Here is a 17,280-nt window from a genome sequence, read left to right as displayed (position 1 = left end):
GTTATTCCCCTTTGCCGAAAAATGGCTTGCCGACCGAGTTCGGCATCACGTCATCCAGAAACAGATGTGCCTGAAACAGGACGCCTACGCCCTTTCCGCTTGCATGATTGACTGGAATGACCGCTTCGGCGCCAAACTGGCCCCATCGGTTGAGCCAGAGCAGGCCGGGATTGATGCTGCCGGTCGTATGTCCCGAACAGGGGCCGCCGGTACAGGTGCTCATCGGGAACTCGACGACCGGGATCAGGTGATTGAACGGCGCCTCGAGTCCCACGTCCTGCACGAAATTCTGCAGATACGGCAGGCTGTATTGCACGGTGACGCCCCAGCTTAGCGAATCCGGATCGGCGCTGTTCATCGTCACGCGCGGGCCGAGGGTCCCAGTGATCGCGAGCGGCTTCAGATACTTCAAGCTATCCGGCAAATCGCCGAATCCCTTGCCGACGTAAAGCGTTGGCGTGATCGCCGAGTGCGGGTCGGCGATCGACCTTGCTCCGGTGCCGCCCAGCTCCGCGACCGCGCCAACCGAGGCCATGAGTTCGTGCTTTTCATTCACGTAAAAGCGGTATTTGACGCCGATCGCGACGTTGTCGAATCCGCGGGCCGAACCGCCATTCGGCGCGTTGATGTTGACGTAGGTTCCCACCACTGACAGGGCAAAAGTGGGCGTGATCAGCTTGTCCCATTCGAGCGACGTCGTGTTGGCGTTCTGCTCGTCGCCATCGTCGGTCAGCGATTTGGCGTGGCCAAACTCGAGATTGATCTCGTCGCCAACGCCAGGGTCGTCGACCGCCATCGTGGCGGGGAACCCCCGGTTGCCGGCGATGGCGTGCGCGGACGCAAGCGAGGGCAACAGTAGCGGGACGGCGATGGTAGCCGGAGCAAGCAAGGCTGCAAGCATCGGCATCGTGCCGAGTGCGGGAATGGCGCGCATGGTTCGATCCTTGTGAGGGCGCGTGAATGCGCTCGCGAGCCTGTCGACAGACGCGCGAGGACGCTGCGATGCAATGGCATTTGCATCGCAGCCGGGCTGACTCGATCAGGATGAGAACGGGGGCGCGCGCGGCTGCGCCGCGGCGAAGCGGAAAATGCGGTATGACGACTGAAGCGGGGGCGTCGTAGCCGGATGGGCGGCCCAATCCGTCGGCACGAATCCCGAGGCTCCGCCCAGTAACGCGGGCATGTCCGCAAGCAGCCCGCAATACGCGCATGCTTGCCAGTGAGTCGCCTTGCCGGGCAACGGCGCGTGATCGGGGCCAGCGGTGTCCGCGCGGTTCTGCGCGGTACAGAATGCCCCGGATAGGGCGTCGAACTCATGCTCGGACGAAAGGCTTTGCGATACCGTTGGCGCGAGCGTCGCCATCAGGATTGCAAGCAATCCCAGGATGCTGCCAATCTTCCTGTGAAATAGCGCTGACATGACCCTGGCGGAATCGCACACCACTCGGCACGTTGCGGGGATTATGGCACGGGCGCCGCACGGTCCGGATGGGGAAGCTCCCTACTTGTGCGTGGGCATCGGGAGGTGCTTCGCACCTGTTCGGACAGTTCGCCAGCGTCTGCATTTGCACATGCGAGCGCCAGTTCCACGCGCAGGGTTTGGACCGAAACTTGCTGGATCCAGAGCGTTGAGCGACGTCCCGAACGGAGACAACCATGGAACAGGAGTTGAAGTTACGAATCGCCCCCAAGGATCTTGCCAAGCTTCGCCGCGCGCCTTTGCTTGCGCACGGTCGGGCTGAGCCTGATCCGCCGACACGCCTCACCAGCACCTATTTCGACACGCCGGATCTGGCTCTACACGGGGGCAGGGCATCGCTGCGCGTGCGGGCCGATGGCCGGCGGCGGGTCCAGACATTGAAGCTCGAGGGCGTTGTCGAGGCGGGTGTGTTCGACAGGAGCGAGTTCGAAGTGCCGGTCGATAGCGACGCACCCAATCTCACGTTGTTGCATGAGGCGATACCCGCCGACACGGATTGCGGCAAGCTGATTCGCGATCCCGCCGTTGCCGCACGCCTCGCGCCCGTGTTCGTCACGCACATCAATCGAACCGCGATCCCGCTGCAACTTGCATCGGAAGACCAGATCGAAGCAGCGCTGGACGAGGGAACCATTGACGCGCCAGCGGGCTCCGTGCCGCTTGCCGCGGTCGAACTCGAACTCAAGCAGGGTAACAAGCAAGCGCTCCATGCGGCGGCACTCGAACTCCTGAAGGCCGCGCCGTTGCGAATCGACTATCGCAGCAAGGCCGACGTCGGTTACGAATTGCTTGCCGCGGAGCACGCGTATGCGGTAAAGGCGAGACCCGTCTGCCTTGGAAAGCGCGATTCGATTGAAGACGCGTTCTGCACGATCTTGCGCAACTGCCTCGATCAGGTTCACGCCAACGCGCGCGGCGTCGTTTCCGGTCACGCGCCGTCGTGCGTGCACCAGATGCGGGTCGGACTCCGGCGTTTGCGCTCGGCGCTGGACTTGTTCGCCAAGGTAATTCCCGCGTATTCCGGGCTCGACGATGAACTGCGCTGGATTGCGGCGGAACTCGGCGCGGCGCGCGATTGGGAAGTCCTCGCCGGGGCCACGCTCGATCATGCCGGAGCGGACATCAACGCAAAAGAGCTGGAGCCGATACGGCGGGCCTGCACGCAGATGGCAGCGACCACCCGCCAACGCGCGGCGACCGCGGTCGAGTCGGTTCGCTACACGCGGCTGATACTGGAGCTCACGCTATGGCTGGACGTCAAACGATGGCGCGACGCGATGACCGACGAACAGCGCACGGCGATCGACGGCCCCGCGAGGAAGTTCGCCGCCAAGGTGCTGCGCAGCCGACACCGGAAGCTGATCAAGCGTGGCAAGAAGCTTGCCGATCTGGACGATCACCGCCGGCACCGCGCCCGTATCGCGGCGAAGAAGGTTCGCTATGCGACGGAGTTCTTTCAGTCGTTGGCTTCCAGACGGGCCGTGCGTCACTACGTCGATGCACTGACGGAACTTCAGGACGATCTCGGCTGGCGCAACGATGCGGTTGTCGCGGATCGACTTCTGCGCATCGTGTCGCGGAAGTCGACCAAAGCCGCTCGTGGCGCGGCTTTCGCCAGAGGCTATCTGGCGTCGCGCGTTGCCGCCGATCACCGAACGCTAAGTCAGTTGTGGAAGCGTTTTGAACGCCTATCGCCACCGCACTGAATCGGCCCGGGATTCGGTTGGCGATCCGATACAAACGCGCCCACACATGGGAGCGCAGGAGGGACAACCGTATCAGGTGCCTGCTCCTGCGCGACTGTCACGACGCGACGGAAGGTTTTGACTATGGCGTCGGTCACGCCTTCAGAAGTGATGCAGCAGCGCGATACGCGTGACATATTGATTGGGGCCGGACGAGATGTCCGCCGCGCCCGGCACGTACGCGTAGTCGAAGTCGGTACCGGTATGCGCGTTCACCGCGCGCTGGTAGACACCTTCGACGAAGACCGAGGTCCGCTTCGTCAGGTCGTAATTGAGCTTCGTGCTCAATTGATGCCACTTCGGGTTGAATGCGCCGATGGTCGAATCGACCCGCGCCTGCGTGTAGGTGTACGCTGCGCCGACGGAGAACGCGGACGTGAAGTGATACAGCCCGTTGACTTCGAAATTGTCGAACTTCCACGACTTCCACGTGCCGCCCGGCGGTTGGGTCGTACCGGTGAAGTAGGCGTTCGACGTCGGATCGTAGACGTCGACATGTGAATACGCGAAACCGATCAATGCGTTCGAGAACGCGTAGTTCACGCCAATCCCGATGTTTTGCTGCGACGACGCGTCGAACGTGTTGTCACCCGTGATCGCCCCGTTCGAATCGGCGTTGCGTGCGTTGCCGATCTTGAGGTACGACGCGCCAATCGTCAGGTCGCCTTGCTGAAATTGCAGCGCCGCGCTGTAGAGCCGGTTGTTTGCAAAACCGCCTGGCTGGTTGCTGAAGCCATACATGGCCTCGGCGGTGAAGCCGTGCCAGACCGGCGACACATATTTGACCGCGTTGTTGACGCGAAACGAGTAGTCGGTGTTGTCGTTGTCGTACGGATGCGCGAACAGGTATCCGGTCCAGTTGCCGTTCGCGGTCAGCGGAGAGAACAGATCGACGCTTGGATCGTACTGCCGGCCGAGCGTGACGGTGCCGTAGCGGTTCGACGCGATACCGACGAACGCCTGCCGTCCGAAAGCGCGCCCGCCCTGGCTCATTTTCCCGTTGTTCACGTCGAAGCCGCTTTCGAGCTGAAAGACCGCCTGATAGCCGCCGCCCAGATCCTCGATGCCCTTGATGCCCCAGCGGCTGCCGTAGTCATAGCCGCTTTGCAGTTGCACGGTGCCGTGGCCGCGCGCGTTGCTCGTGTAGTTGATACCGTCCTCGATCTTGCCGTACAGCGTCACGCTGCTCTGTGCGTGTGCGGTCGCAGCCAGCACGGCGACGGGAAAGACGATTCCCCAATGTTTGATCATCGTGATTTACCCCCCAGGGTCATTTGTTTGCCGGTCGGACGCATGTCGCCTCGCGTTGCGCGATATGGGGCCGGCCCGAGGCGACGCGACGGGCGCAGTGTAATCAGCCGTTTTTCCGGCGTTAGTCCCCCGGCATGGAAAGGTGCTCTCCATTTACGTCGCTGTTTGACGGCGCGGAAAGCGGGTAAGCGTGGGAGGCGGACACGGACATTGCCTGCAGAGGCGCCTCGCCATTGCAAGGCGATCTTGATCGTGACGAGGAGGGTGGTCGCGGCCTTGTGCTCACTATCGCGACGGTCCGCGCAGGCACACGCAGCGGCCGCGACACTCGCGCGGTGGCCGAGATCGATATCGGTCTACTTCAGGTCCCGGGCCACGCGAAACCCGTTTGCCGAAAAACGTACGCTGCTGTCGTATTTGAAGCGTGTCGAGACGGGCATGTAGGCCGCACCATCCCGCCACGAGCCGCCGCGGATGACACGTACCTGGCAATTCGGCTCGTCCCACGAGCGGCCGTCGGCAGGCGCATTCTTGTACGAGGTGTGCCAGCAATCGCTGACCCATTCCCACACGCCGCCAGCCATGTCGTAGAAGCCGAGCGGATTGGCCGCGAACGTGCCGACGTTATCGGGTGCGTCGGCACGCCACGGTGGGCCGCAGTCCTTGCAGTTCGCGTTGCCCGTGCGCATCTCGTTGCCCCACCAGTAGCGTGTCGCGGTGCCGCCACGCGCCGCGAATTCCCATTCCGCCTCGGTCGGCAGCCGGTAAGTCTTGCCGCTTATTTTCGACAGCCACTTCACGTATTGTTGCGCATCGTCCCAACTCAGGTCGCGCGCAGGCGCGTTCGCGACCGTATTGCTGTCGCCGGGGAGGCGCGGGCACGCACCCGCATCACGGCACGCGTTCCATTGCGCGACCGTCACCACATACTTCGCCAGCGCGAAGGAATGATCGAGCGTCACGCGATGCGCAGGTTTTTCCGACGGATCGCCGGAATTGCTGCCCATGGCGAACGTCCCCGGACTGACGATCAGCATCGCGGGGCAGGCAGGGCAATCCCGGATTTCATTGGCGGCCGTCGCGCCACCTTTCTGCGGTGGTGCCGATGGGGCCGCCACTGCAGCGGGTGGCGGTGCTTTCGGCGGTGAGCCAGCCGTGTGCGCAGGCTGCGCCGACGTCGATGCCGGCGCCGGCGCCGGAACGGGGGCCGGGGCCGGCGTGGGGCTCGCCGTCTGTGCGGGCGCGGACGCCGCGGGCGCCTTGGGCGCGGCCGCGCGCAGACGTGCGAGACGGGCCTGCGCCAATTGCGCGAAGCGGCCGTTCGGGTAAGTCTTCAGATAGGCCTCGTAATCGCCGGCCTCCTTGCTGTCCTTGATCGATTCCCAGAACGTGATTTCGTATTGTTCGGTGCTGTCCTTGGGCATCACGCCGCGGCTATCGAGCGCGACGATGCCGACGTCGGCCAGCATGCCGGATCGTTGCGCCGTGCCGCCGCCGGTATGCACCACGCCGGTTCCGGCGCGACGCGACCCGGTGAACGCAAGCGTCGCGGCCGTATCGGAAAGGGACGACGCGATCCACGGCGTCTGCCGATGCCCGGTGGCGCTTGCGACCATCGCGCCGACACGGTCGAGGACCTGTTCGATACCGAGTCCCGGCATCGCGAGCGCCTGCAGCAGCGCAGCCGTGTAGACACCATGCGTGGCACCGTCGGCCGCGCCTTTGCCCGGCGCTGCCGCGTAGGCGACGAGCGTATGCGGCGGTGGCTTGCGGGCCGCGACGTTGCCGGCACCGGGAGGCGCGATCAGGCAGGAATCCAGAATGATCAGATCAATGCGGTCGCCGTGCGGCCGCGACGTCGCATCGAACACGGTCTGCAGGTCGATACCCGTGCGCGACAGGCCGGCCGGAGAACCGACGTCGGCATCGACCGGCGCGAGCCAGGTCGTTCCGCCCGCGCTGGCGCCGTGGCCCGCAAAATAGACCAGCCCGGTGCCGCTGCCCGCGATGTGGCGCGCGAAGGTGGCAAGCCCGTCGAGCATTTGCTGCCGGGTCGCGTCGCGCAACGTGATGACGTCGAAGCCGAGCGCCTGCAGCGCATCGCCCATCGCATCGGCATCGCGAACGGGATTGGCGAGCGGATGATCGCGATATGCGCCGTTGCCGATCACGAGCGCGACGCGATGCGGCGCAACTGACGGTGCGCGCGCGGAAGCTGCCGGCGGTACTGCAAAAGGATGCATGTCCTCGCCGGAGCAGGGGCCCGAGGCCACCGAGATCGACGCAAGCAGGCATGCGGGCAAGAGTATTCGCCACATATTCGGCCCCCCAGGGTGCGCCGTCGGACGAGGTGCCGAAGGCGGAGCGCAGCCGTTGCCGGGTGTCCTGTCGCGACGCGCGCAATGCCGATGTGCGGCGGGCACGGGCAGGACACATTCAAGATAGCACGTGCGCTCAGCGGCGATCTCCGGATCCACCCGCGTGTTTTGCAAAAAACAGACATACGCGGACACGCATCGCGGTCGGCCCGTCACCCCGGGACATCGTTATGTGTCTTCCTGTCGATTACGTCCTAAGCTGATAGACACGCTCCACTGTCCGACGCCGCGCGCCGCCACCAACGCGAGGAGCAATACGATGCGAAGAAGGGCTACGTTGTTGGCTTTGGCCGCCACCGTCCTGGCGCCGAGGATCGCGTTTGCCGCCGGGCGTACGTCTTCGCCGCCCGGCGCCGAGGCATACATCATCTGGCCGTCGGACGGTGCGACGATCACGGGCGGCAAGTTCTGGGTGCGCATGGGCCTGCGCAACATGGGCATCTGCCCGAAAGGCATCGAGCGGCCCAACGTGGGCCATCATCATCTGCTCATCGATACCGATCTCCCGCCGCTGGACCAGCCGATACCGTCGGACCGGAATCATCTCCATTACGGCGCCGGTCAAACCGAGGCGCGCATCGAGCTGCCACCCGGCAAGCACACGCTGCAACTGCTGATGGGCGACCACGACCACGTGCCGCACGATCCGCCGGTGTACTCGAAGAAGATCACGATCACGGTCAAGTAGCGCGCCATGCCGCGCCTGCCGCCCGAACCGGGAATTGCCGCCATGAACAAGCTCATCCTCTTCGCCGTTGCCTTGACGCTGCTATGGACGGGGGCTGCGACCGCGGAGACCAGCACGCATCCCCCGAAGGCCGTCGTCTACATCGGATGGCCCAATGATGGCCAGGTACTGCCGGCCGGACGTCCGTTCCGGGTGTGGTTCGGCTTGCGCGACATGGGTGTCGCCCCGTCGCACGTGTCGTTTCCGAACACGGGCCACCATCACCTGCTGGTCGATACGGACCTGCCGCCGATGGACCAGCCGATTCCGTCCGACCGGAATCACCTGCATTTCGGCGCGGGCGAAACCGAAACCACGCTGGAGCTTCCGCCGGGCAAGCACACGCTGCAACTGCTGATGGGCGACGCCAACCACGTGCCGCACAATCCCCCCATCTACTCGAAGAAAATCACGATCAACGTGAAGTGACGTTGCGTACATCGGGCCACGGACGCGCGGCATGCGCGTGCGGGCGCGCTTCGGACGTCAACGCTGCCGCCCGTCGCGCGCACATGTGTCTGTGCATGCCCGACATCCTGAGCCGGAACTGTCGGCGACGACCCGTCATGCATCCTTGATCCGTGCGCCACGCACACGTCGCTCCATCCCCGTCTTCATCGCCCGGACCCGCACCGGCAAGCCGCCCGGCGAGATTCCCGCTGATCCCGCGCACGGCTGGCACGCCCCATGCGGTATGAGACGCGAGCGGGCCACGCTGCAGCAGCCACACCAACACATCCACCCGATCCCGCATCGTCGCCGCGTTTCTCCGAAGGAGTCGATCGTGAACATCCGCCTGTCGCCGACCGTCACGCGCAACCGCCAGGGTCTCATGCGGTCGCTGGCCCGCATCGCCGGTTCCGCCGGCGCATGCGCGGCGTTGCTGTCCGGCTGCATGGACCTGAACATGCCCGTCTACCAGCGCCCGGAGATGCCGGCCAAGACCACGTGGGCGCACGCGCACGGGCCGGTATCCGCGTCGGACGCGGTCAATGCCGAATGGTGGAAGCGCTTCGACGATCCGACGCTCGACGCGCTTATCGACAAGGCCATCGCGGGCAACGTCGACATCAAGGTGCTGGCGGCGCGCATCGGCGTGGCCGGCGCACAGGTCGGCGAAGTGCAGGCGGGCGCGCTGCCGAGTGTCGATCTCGGCGCGGGCATGGACTTCGAGAAGAACACGCATCAGGCGCCGACGAGGACCTACAACGTCGGCAGCCAGGTGAACTGGGAGATCGACATCTGGGGCAAGGTCGAGAAGGGCGTGCAGGCGCAGAAGGCCGAATACCACGCGACCGAGGCCGACTGGCGCGCAGGCTACCTGACGCTCGTCGCCGACGTGTCGAGCACTTATTTCGAGATCCTTCGGTTCGACGACCAGATCGAGCAGGAGCAGCGCACGCTCGACAAGAACCGGCAGATCCTCGCGATCTACCAGTCGATGTTTGCGAACGGTGTCGCGCCGCAGACGGAAGTGCTGCGGCAGAGCGCGGAGATCAACGGGCTGGCGAACCAGCTGATCGAACTGCATCGATCGCGCGACACGGCCGAGAACGCGCTCGCGACGCTGCTGGGCGTGCCGGCCGGCGAGTTCAGGATGCCTGCCGGCCATCTCCGGCAGCGTGTCAAGCTGCCGGACGTGCCGATGGGACTGCCCGCGCAACTGCTCGCGCGCCGGCCGGATGTCGTGGCCGCGCAGTATCGCGTGCTCGAATCGTATGACGAAGTGGGCGCGGCGAAGCTGGCGCAATTGCCGTCGATCAGCCTGACGGGGCGCGGCGGCACGGCGGCGTTTGCGCTGTCGGATCTCTTCAAGGCCTTCACGTTCAGCTTCCTGCCGAGCATCAACCTGCCGATGTTCGACCCGAGCGTGCGCGCGCACATCAAGACGACCGAGGCGCAGACCCAGGTGGCCGTGCAGCAGTACCGGCAGACCGTGTTCACCGCGTTCAAGGAAGTGGAAAACGCGCTCGTCGACCTCGACGCGCACAAGCAGCAGCGCGTGCAGCTTCAGCAGCAGAGCGCGCGTCTGCGCACCGTCGCCGCGCAGGTCGAGGCGCAGCTCAAGGAAGGGCTCGTGTCGCAGCTCGAGGTGCTCGAATCGGAACGCGCGGTGGCATCCGCGGAACTCGCGCTGCTCGCGAATCATCAGCAGATTCTGAGCGACACGGTCACGCTGTACAAGGCGATCGGCGGCGGCTGGCGCGCGGTCGAAGTCTCGAATGCGGGCAGCGAGCCGGTCCGGCAAGCGATGCAATGAACACGCCAGCCCTGCGCAGCCGCGCGATCGGCGCCAGCCGATTGACTACCGCCATCCGTCGCCTAAACTTTTTTCACGATCGTGCCGCCACGTGCGTTGGCGGCGCGGCTTCACACGGGTGGTTCGAAAGCGCGTCGCGTTTCCTGCGCCGCATGCCCATTGGCGGGCGCATGTCGATCGTTGGCCGAATCATGGATCCAGACGCCGCTTCGATTGCCGAGAAACAAGCCGCGCTCGATCGGCAGTTCGACATCGTGCTCAAGCCGGTGTCCCATCCGGAGCTGAGCGAGATCCGGATCGACAAGGCGCTGTTCGCGGTCGGGCGGACCAACACGCCGTTCGCGTCCGCGCGGCCCGAGCTGGTGGCCGACCTGTCGCGCCGGCATGCGCGCATTTTCTTCGAAGGCGGCGCGGCCTATGTCGCCGATCTCGGCAGCAAGAACGGTACGGCCGTCAACGGTGTCGATGTCGGCGACAAGCCGCACCTGCTGCGCGACGGCGACGAACTGCGCTTCGCCGGCACACTGGCGTACCGCGTCGCGTTCGTGCCGCGCGCGACGCATCAGCCGGCGCGGCCGGCCGTCGTCACGCTGTCGCCGGAGCGCGCCGATCTCGGCCTGCAACCGGTCATCATTACCGCGTTCCCGTTCCTCGTGAGCAAGACCGACGACACGTTCGCGTGCTACCGGAACGCATATCCGCATCAGGTCAACTATCTGTCGCGGCGTCATGCGCACATCTACGTGCAGGACGGGGAAATCTTCGTGGAAGACCTCGGCAGCACGAACGGCACGTTCGTCGACGGCCGGCGTCTCGACGAGCATGCGGTGCCGCTCGGCGACGGCGCGATGCTCGCGTTCGGCGGCGATCATTTCGTCTATCGCGTCGGGGTGCAGCGCGAGCCGGGGCCGGACTCGACCGTGACGGCCGCGTCGGCGCCCGGCGCCGCCGCGAATGCGGTCGTCGCGGACCCGGACCGGACCACCTTCGTCGATACCGCGCATTCGTTCCTCGACATCTTCTGCACGGTGCCGGCGGTTCAGCAGGACGACGAGGTCAACCCGCACGCCGCGCACGGCGCCGCCGAAACCGCGCATGACGCGCGGCACCGGCGCGGCAGGATCGAAGTCTTCCTGTCGGAGCTGAGCGAGGCGTTCGGCGGCAGCGGGCACGTCAACCTGCACCGGCTCGGCTGGTGGAGCGGCGGGTTGCTCGCGGCGCTGGTCCTGCTGTTCGCGACGCTGTATTTCCGCGACGCGCCGCTGCGCGAGATGCACGCGTTGCTGGCGCGCGGCGACACCGCGCAAGCCGCGCAACTCGCCGACCGCCATCTCGCGAGCCATCCGGACGATGCGGCGTTCCTCGCGCTCGGGTCCGAGGCACTCGTCCGGTCGAAAGTACCGGACTGGATCGCCGCGATGAACGTGCGCGCGTTCGACCGCGCCCGCGCCGTCGTGCAGGAGATGCGCGCGCTCGCCCGCCATAACCCCGACGCACGGCCGCTCGTCGACGAAGTGGCGTGGGTCGGCGAGCTGCAGGCGTTCGTGGCCGGTCGCGGCGGCGCGGAAGCGCCGATCCGCATCTACCGCGACGAAGCGCCGATCAAGGCCTTGACCGGCCGCTGGAACGACGATCCGGGTGCGCATCAGCGGCTGCTCGACCGGATTTCGTCATACGTTCCCGCGTTCGGCGCGCTGTATGCCGACGCGCTCAGTCAGCTGCGCAAGCTGCAAAGCGACAACTCGGTCTACGTGGCCGCGCTCGAGCGGTTGCAGCGCGCGATCGCGACGGCGCTCGACGACGACCGGCTCGACGCGCTCCCGGCGCTGCTCGCCGATGACGAGCAGCGCTATCCGCGCCTCGGCGGCCTCGACGCCGTGCGTGCCGATCTGCAGCAGTACCTGCAGTTCGAGAGCGACGCGCGGGCCGGGCACGGGCCGGCCGTTCTGGATCGCCTCAGGCAGTTCCGCTTCGCGACGCCGCAATTCGCCGCACATGTTGCGACGCTGGAACGGCTCGCTTCTTCTGGAGGGCGCGGTGAAGCTCGACAGTCTCCTTAAGCGCGCGCGGCAGGCAACGCCGCCGGAGCCGCCGCGTTCGCTGGGCGAGGCGCTGGAGGATCACAGCGTCGAAGGCATCGCGATCCTGACGGCGCGGCCGTGGCGGCTCACGCAGGCAACGATCATCGCGATGGTCGGGCTCGTCGTGTGTGCACTGCTGTGGTCGTTCGTCGGCCGTGCCGACGTGACCGTGACCGCGCAGGGGGCGCTCGCGCCGGAGTCCGAGGTGCGCCGCATCTACGCGCCCGTCGACGGCGAACTGGTGGACATCTATATCGCCGAAGGTCAGCCGGTCGAGAAGAACGACGTGATCGGCCGGATCAACGCGCGCGGCGCGATCGAGGCGGCGACCAACGCGCTCGATGCACGCCTCAAGCTCGACGACGCGGAGCGCGAATGGAAGCAGTTTCCGGACAAGAAGCAGCTGATGGAGCGCAAGGCCGACGCACTGAAGCAGCAGATCGAGGTCGAAGAGCACCTGCACCAGAACCGCATTGCCGAAGGCACCAGCAAGCTCGCGCAATCGCAGCGTGCGCAGATCGACGAAGCGCGCAGCAATATCGACAACGCGCGCCACGCACTCGATCTCGCGAAGGACGAACAGGACAAGTACGCGCGCCTGTTCGCGCTGCCGGGCGGCGGCGGCGTGTCGCAGAGCCAGGTGGAACAGAAGCGCAGCGCGTACCTGCAGGCCCAGGACAGCTATCGCGTCGCGCAGGCGCGGCTCTCGCAGCTCGAGGCGCAGCAGAGCCACGAGTTCGCGCAGGCGAAGGCGCAGCTCGAGGGCAGCGGCGAGACGCTGGCCGGGCTGCGCATCCAGTACGACGCGACCGTGCGCGACATCGCGAACACCGAAGAGAAGCTGCGTCTGCAGGTGCAGACGGCGCGCCTCGCCGCGGATGCCGCCGCGCGCATCCGCTTCGAGAACATCGACAAGGACAATTTCCTGCTCGTACTGGCGCCCGTCTCCGGCGTGATCACCGACGTGACCACGACGCAGCCCGGCGACAAGATTCTCGCCAACACACCGCTCGGCAGCATCGCGCCGTCCGACGCGCGGCCGGTGGTGAAGGTCGCGATCGCGGAGCAGGACCGCGCGTTCCTGCGTGAAGGCTTGCCCGTGAAGCTCAAGTTCAATGCGTTTCCGTATCAGCGCTACGGCGTGATCGACGGCACGCTCGAATACATCTCGCCGGCGACGAAGCCGCAGGCGCAGACGAAGGAACCCGTCTACGAAGGCCGCGTGGCGTTGGTGCGCAACGCGTACACGATTGCCGGCACGACCTACCCGCTGCGCTACGGAATGACGGCCACGGCGGAAATCGTGGTGCGCGAGCGCCGCCTGATCGGGTTCGCGCTGGACCCGTTCAGGCAGATCGCGGGTTGACGGAGACTGCCGCGGCGTAGTCGAGCGGGGCAGGCGGTGATGCGAGGCACCGGCGGCGAATCAGGGCGATCGCCGCTGACAGGATCAAGGGGAACGACATGACGGCAATAGTGCGTATCGACGACGAGGTGATCGGCACCGACGACTTCATTCGCGTGCTGAAGCTCACCGGGCAGTTCGAGGGCCTCGTCGAGCAGCAGGTTCGCGACCGGCTGACGGTGATCGCGGCGCGCAAGATGGGCATGCAGGTGACGCCGGCGGAAATCCAGGAGCGTGCCGACCAGTTTCGCCGCGTGCGCGGCCTGCACCGCGCCGCGGACATGAACCGCTACCTGGACGTGTTCGGCGTCAGTCTCGACGAGTTCGAGCGATTCATCACCGACACGCTGTACCAGGAAAAGACGCTCGACACAGTATGCAGCGATGCGGCCGTCGAAGCGTACTTCAAGCTCAATTCGCCGAAGTTCGACAGCATCGAGGTCAGTCACATCGTGCTGGATTCGGAAGGCAAGGCGCGCGAAATGATGGCGATCCTGGAGGACGATCCGGACTGCTTCGGCGACATGGCGCGCGAGCATTCGATCGCCGACACGAGCGAGCGTGGCGGCGTGATCGGCAAGGTGCTGCGCGGCTCGCTGAAGACGGATATCGAGGCCAAGGTGTTCAACGCGCGGGTGGGCGACCTGCTCGGGCCGTTCGCGGCGCCCGACGGCGCGTTCTTCGAGATCTTCTCGGTGACCGCGAAACACCCGGCCGCGCTCGACGCCGACGTCGCGTCGGAGGTGCGTCGCCTGCTGCGCGAGGAGTGGCTCGCCGAGCGCGCGCAGGAACACGTCATCGACGCACGCTGATCACGGAGAACCGCCGCGATGGACGCACAAGCCCCCGCCCCGGCCAGCAGCACCCCGTCGCTCGCGGCGTTTCTCGCGTCGGTGGAGCCGCTGTCGCTCTTCTCGCCCGCCGAACTCGAGCGCATGGCCGCGCAGGCGGAGGTGCGCACCTACGCGTTCGGCGACACCGTCTGCAATCGCGGTGAACCGGCCGAGGGCCTGTATGTGCTGCGCTTCGGGTCCGTGCGCCTGATCGCCGACGAGCGCGGCAAGGAAACCAGCGTCGGCGTGCGCAAGGAGCGCGAGGTGTTCGGCGAAATGGCGATGCTGCGTGACTACTGGCACGAGGTGTCGGTGCGCGCGTCGACGAAGACCGAGATACTGTGCATCCCGCGCAGCGCGATCGAGCCGATCCTGCGCGACAATCCCGCCGCGCAGTCGTTCGTGACGAGCTATGTCGCGATCAGCTCGGCCGGCGGGTTCGTGACGCGGCTGTTCGACCTGCGCGGCAAGCTGACGCGCGCCGAGCTCGAGGAGTACGTGTCGAGCGTCGGCGTGAAGCGCGTGGCGGCCGGCAAGGAGATCGTCCGGCAGGGGCCGGGCGGCGACCTCCGGCTGTATGTCGTGCGCCAGGGCGAGGTGAGCGTCTCGTGCCGCGAGGACGGCAACGACTATCCGCTCGCGACGCTCGGCGCGGGCGAGATCTTCGGCGAGCGCGCGTGCCTGCTGCGGCAGGAGCAGGCGGCGACCGTCACCGCCGTCACCGATACGCGCCTGCTCGTCATCCCGGAAAAGACCGTGCACTTCATGCTCGAGCGCAACCCGAAATTGCGCGAGGTGCTCGAGGAGCGCATCCGCTTCGTCGATCAGGAGCTGAAGCGGCAGAAGAAGCTCGCCGAACGGCGCCGCCACCCGCTGCAGATCGATATCGGCGCCGACGCCGCGTTCGGCGAGCGCATGATCAAGCGTTTCGTGCTGGTCGAGCAGGCGGAGGAAATGGATTGCGGGGCGGCGTGCCTCGCGATGATCTGCCGTCACTACGGCGTCGCGATGACGCTCGGCAAGCTGCGCGATCTCGCGAACGTGACGACGCAGGGCGCGACGCTCGACAGTCTCGCGCGCACCGGCGAGGCGGTCGGCTTCGCGACGCGCGGCGTGCAGTGCACGTACGAGGCGCTGCTCGGGTTCGACCTGCCGTTCATCGTGCACTGGGAGGGCTACCACTACGTCGTCGTATACGGTGTGTCGAAGTCGTGGGTGCGTATCGCCGATCCCGCGCTCGGCTTCAGGAAGCTGAGCGTCGAGGCGTTCGAGCGCGGCTGGAGCGGCACGTGCCTGCTGTTTACCGCGAGCGGGCCGGCCGCGGCGCCGGCCGAGTCACGTTCGCCCTGGGTGCGCTTCATCGGCTATCTGCGCCCTTACAGGAAGATCCTCGCGCATCTGTTCCTGGCGACATTCGTGATCCAGGTGCTGGGCGTCGTGCCGCCGATCATCATCCAGAGCATCCTGGACGGGGTGATCGTGCACCAGAACGTCAGCCTGCTGCACCTGCTGATTGCCGGGCTCGTCATTTCGCACGTGTTTACCCAGCTGATGACGACGATCCGCGCGCATCTTTCCAACTTCATGGTGCGCAGCCTCGACTTCGCGATGATGTCGCAGTTCTATAAACATACGATGTCGCTGCCGTATTCGTTCTTCGCGCGCCGCAAGAGCGGGGACGTGTTCGCACGGTTCCAGGAGAACCAGACGATCCGCGCGTTCCTGACGGAGTCCACCGTGACCACCGCGCTCAATCTCCTGATGATCTTCATCTACTTCACGATCATGTTTCTCTACAACGTGAAGATGACGCTGGTGCTGATCGCGTTCGTGATCCCGATCATGGCGCTCACGGCGCTCGCGACGCCGAAGCTGAAAGGCTATGCGCGCGAGGTGTTCGCCGCGTCCACCGATGCGAAGTCGCTGCTGATGGAGACGCTCGGCGGCGTCGAAACCGTGAAGGGCATGGGGATCGAGCGGTCGGTACGGCTGAAGTGGGAGCGCAAGTATGCGAAGGCGCTCGACGTCCAGTACCGCGCGCAGGCATTCAATATCGTGGTGGCGCTGTGCAGCCAGCTGCTGAATGCGGCAACCACCATCGTGATCCTGTGGGTCGGTGCGAACCTCGTGCTCGCGCATGAACTCAGCATCGGGCAACTGATCGCCTTCAATGCGTTCATGGGCAGCGTGCTGGCGCCGCTGATGGGACTCGTCGGCATGTGGAGCCTGATGAACGACGCGGCGGTGGCGATGGAGCGGCTCGGCGACGTCCTCGACATCGAGCCCGAGCAGCAGCCGTCCGAACTGGCCTCACGCGTGCTGCTGCCCGACCTGCAGGGCGACATCGGCTTCGACGGCGTGTATTTCCGCTATGGCGGCAACGAAACGCCTTACGTACTCGAGAACATCAACTGCACGATCAAGCGCGGCGAGATGGTGGCCATCGTCGGGCGCAGCGGTTCGGGGAAAACCACGCTGGCGAAGCTGCTGGTCGGATTCTATGCGCCCACGGACGGCAAGATCGTGGTCGACGGCTACGACATGAGCGCGATCGACAAGGCTTGCTACCGGGCGCAGATCGGTTACGTGATGCAGTCCAATCTGGTCTTTTCCGGATCGATTGCCGAGAACATCGCGTGCGGCGACGCGAGCCCCGACTGGCGCCGCATGGAGGAGGTCGCACGGATGGCCGACGCGCATGCATTCATCAGCAAATTGCCGCTCGGCTACGAGCAGGTGGTGGGCGAGCGCGGCGTCGGCCTGTCGGGCGGCCAGATCCAGCGGCTCTGCATCGCCCGCGCGCTGTATCACGACCCGCGCCTGCTCGTGTTCGACGAGGCGACCTCGTCGCTCGACACGCAGTCGGAGAGCAACATCCTCGCGAACATGCATGAAATCCTGCAAGGGCGCACCGCGGTGATCATCGCGCACCGGCTCAGCACGATCATGCGCGCGGACAAGATCCTGGTCCTGTACGAAGGCGCGATCGTCGAACAGGGCTCGCACGACGAGCTGGTCGCCCTCAAGGGCATGTATTACCAGCTCGTGCAGAAACAGCTGGGTGCCGCATGAAACTCTTCGACCCGCACGGATTCGGCAACTCCGCGATCTCGTATGCCG

Annotated in this window: 12 protein-coding genes and 1 pseudogene; 8 read left to right on the top strand and 5 right to left on the bottom strand. The window is 65.8% G+C overall.

The genetic code is table 11. The features are described 5' to 3' along the window. Position 1: 1 nt before the first annotated feature. The gene (locus DIE06_RS32320; RefSeq protein ID WP_185733528.1) at positions 2 to 934 is read right to left on the bottom strand and encodes a hypothetical protein; all 933 of its coding nucleotides are present in this window, start codon (positions 932 to 934) and stop codon (positions 2 to 4) included. 105 nt (positions 935 to 1,039) lie between these two features. After that, positions 1,040 to 1,420 (bottom strand): DUF2946 domain-containing protein, encoded by a 381-nt coding sequence (locus tag DIE06_RS32315; RefSeq protein ID WP_185733527.1) that lies wholly within the window; start codon positions 1,418 to 1,420, stop codon positions 1,040 to 1,042. 236 nt (positions 1,421 to 1,656) lie between these two features. Between DIE06_RS32315 and DIE06_RS32310 the strand changes: the two genes are divergently transcribed. Further along, positions 1,657 to 3,186 (top strand): CYTH and CHAD domain-containing protein, encoded by a 1,530-nt coding sequence (locus DIE06_RS32310; protein WP_124664909.1) that lies wholly within the window; start codon positions 1,657 to 1,659, stop codon positions 3,184 to 3,186. A 141-nt stretch (positions 3,187 to 3,327) separates the two neighbouring features. Here DIE06_RS32310 and DIE06_RS32305 read toward each other — a convergent pair whose 3' ends face one another. From DIE06_RS32305 to DIE06_RS39645, 3 genes and pseudogenes are all read right to left on the bottom strand, one after another. Then, entirely contained in the window at positions 3,328 to 4,476 is a 1,149-nt protein-coding gene (locus tag DIE06_RS32305) for a porin (RefSeq protein ID WP_124664908.1), read from the bottom strand. Positions 4,477 to 4,832: 356 nt separating this feature from the next. Continuing rightward, the gene (locus DIE06_RS32300; protein ID WP_409364528.1) at positions 4,833 to 6,092 is read right to left on the bottom strand and encodes a formylglycine-generating enzyme family protein; all 1,260 of its coding nucleotides are present in this window, start codon (positions 6,090 to 6,092) and stop codon (positions 4,833 to 4,835) included. Beyond that, positions 6,093 to 6,719, bottom strand: a pseudogene (locus DIE06_RS39645) (caspase domain-containing protein); the annotation flags it as partial. A gap of 394 nt (positions 6,720 to 7,113) precedes the next feature. On the opposite strand from DIE06_RS39645, the gene DIE06_RS32295 reads away from it, so the two are divergent. From DIE06_RS32295 to DIE06_RS32265, 7 genes are all read left to right on the top strand, one after another. Beyond that, positions 7,114 to 7,542: a DUF4399 domain-containing protein gene (locus tag DIE06_RS32295; RefSeq protein ID WP_124615301.1), complete on the top strand. Its 429-nt coding sequence runs from the start codon at positions 7,114 to 7,116 to the stop codon at positions 7,540 to 7,542. 42 nt (positions 7,543 to 7,584) lie between these two features. Next, positions 7,585 to 8,010 carry a DUF4399 domain-containing protein gene (locus DIE06_RS32290; RefSeq protein WP_124664938.1) on the top strand — a complete coding sequence of 142 codons (426 nt, stop codon included), beginning with the start codon at positions 7,585 to 7,587 and terminating at the stop codon, positions 8,008 to 8,010. Between the two features lie 403 nt (positions 8,011 to 8,413). Beyond that, positions 8,414 to 9,841, top strand: coding sequence for an efflux transporter outer membrane subunit (locus DIE06_RS32285; RefSeq protein ID WP_124664937.1), 1,428 nt, complete (start codon positions 8,414 to 8,416; stop codon positions 9,839 to 9,841). A gap of 191 nt (positions 9,842 to 10,032) precedes the next feature. Next, complete coding sequence (locus tag DIE06_RS32280) at positions 10,033 to 11,901, top strand: FHA domain-containing protein (protein WP_124664906.1); 1,869 nt, start codon at positions 10,033 to 10,035, stop codon at positions 11,899 to 11,901. Then, the gene (locus DIE06_RS32275; RefSeq protein ID WP_124664905.1) at positions 11,879 to 13,288 is read left to right on the top strand and encodes an HlyD family secretion protein; all 1,410 of its coding nucleotides are present in this window, start codon (positions 11,879 to 11,881) and stop codon (positions 13,286 to 13,288) included. The genes DIE06_RS32280 and DIE06_RS32275 overlap by 23 nt, the downstream gene beginning before the upstream one ends. A gap of 98 nt (positions 13,289 to 13,386) precedes the next feature. After that, entirely contained in the window at positions 13,387 to 14,139 is a 753-nt protein-coding gene (locus tag DIE06_RS32270) for a peptidylprolyl isomerase (protein ID WP_124664904.1), read from the top strand. An 18-nt stretch (positions 14,140 to 14,157) separates the two neighbouring features. Then, entirely contained in the window at positions 14,158 to 17,232 is a 3,075-nt protein-coding gene (locus tag DIE06_RS32265; protein WP_124664903.1) for a peptidase domain-containing ABC transporter, read from the top strand. Positions 17,233 to 17,280: the final 48 nt, after the last annotated feature.

The organism is Burkholderia sp. Bp8998 (assembly GCF_003854235.1).
In the GTDB taxonomy this organism is placed as follows: Bacteria; Pseudomonadota; Gammaproteobacteria; order Burkholderiales; family Burkholderiaceae; genus Burkholderia.
Note: the sequence above shows the minus strand (reverse complement) of the source record. Positions and strands in the feature narration are given on the sequence as shown.

Bases quoted from the DNA above. Each gene is read 5' to 3' on its own strand.
- DIE06_RS32320 (WP_185733528.1), bottom strand. From the start codon at position 934: ATGCGCGCCATTCCCGCACTCGGCACGATGCCGATGCTTGCAGCCTTG.
- DIE06_RS32310 (WP_124664909.1), top strand. From the start codon at position 1,657: ATGGAACAGGAGTTGAAGTTACGAATCGCCCCCAAGGATCTTGCCAAG.
- DIE06_RS32300 (WP_409364528.1), bottom strand. From the start codon at position 6,092: ATGGTCGCAAGCGCCACCGGGCATCGGCAGACGCCGTGGATCGCGTCG.
- DIE06_RS32280 (WP_124664906.1), top strand. From the start codon at position 10,033: ATGGATCCAGACGCCGCTTCGATTGCCGAGAAACAAGCCGCGCTCGAT.
- DIE06_RS32270 (WP_124664904.1), top strand. From the start codon at position 13,387: ATGACGGCAATAGTGCGTATCGACGACGAGGTGATCGGCACCGACGAC.
- DIE06_RS32290 (WP_124664938.1), top strand. From the start codon at position 7,585: ATGAACAAGCTCATCCTCTTCGCCGTTGCCTTGACGCTGCTATGGACG.
- DIE06_RS32265 (WP_124664903.1), top strand. From the start codon at position 14,158: ATGGACGCACAAGCCCCCGCCCCGGCCAGCAGCACCCCGTCGCTCGCG.
- DIE06_RS32305 (WP_124664908.1), bottom strand. From the start codon at position 4,476: ATGATCAAACATTGGGGAATCGTCTTTCCCGTCGCCGTGCTGGCTGCG.
- DIE06_RS32295 (WP_124615301.1), top strand. From the start codon at position 7,114: ATGCGAAGAAGGGCTACGTTGTTGGCTTTGGCCGCCACCGTCCTGGCG.
- DIE06_RS32285 (WP_124664937.1), top strand. From the start codon at position 8,414: ATGCGGTCGCTGGCCCGCATCGCCGGTTCCGCCGGCGCATGCGCGGCG.
- DIE06_RS32315 (WP_185733527.1), bottom strand. From the start codon at position 1,420: ATGTCAGCGCTATTTCACAGGAAGATTGGCAGCATCCTGGGATTGCTT.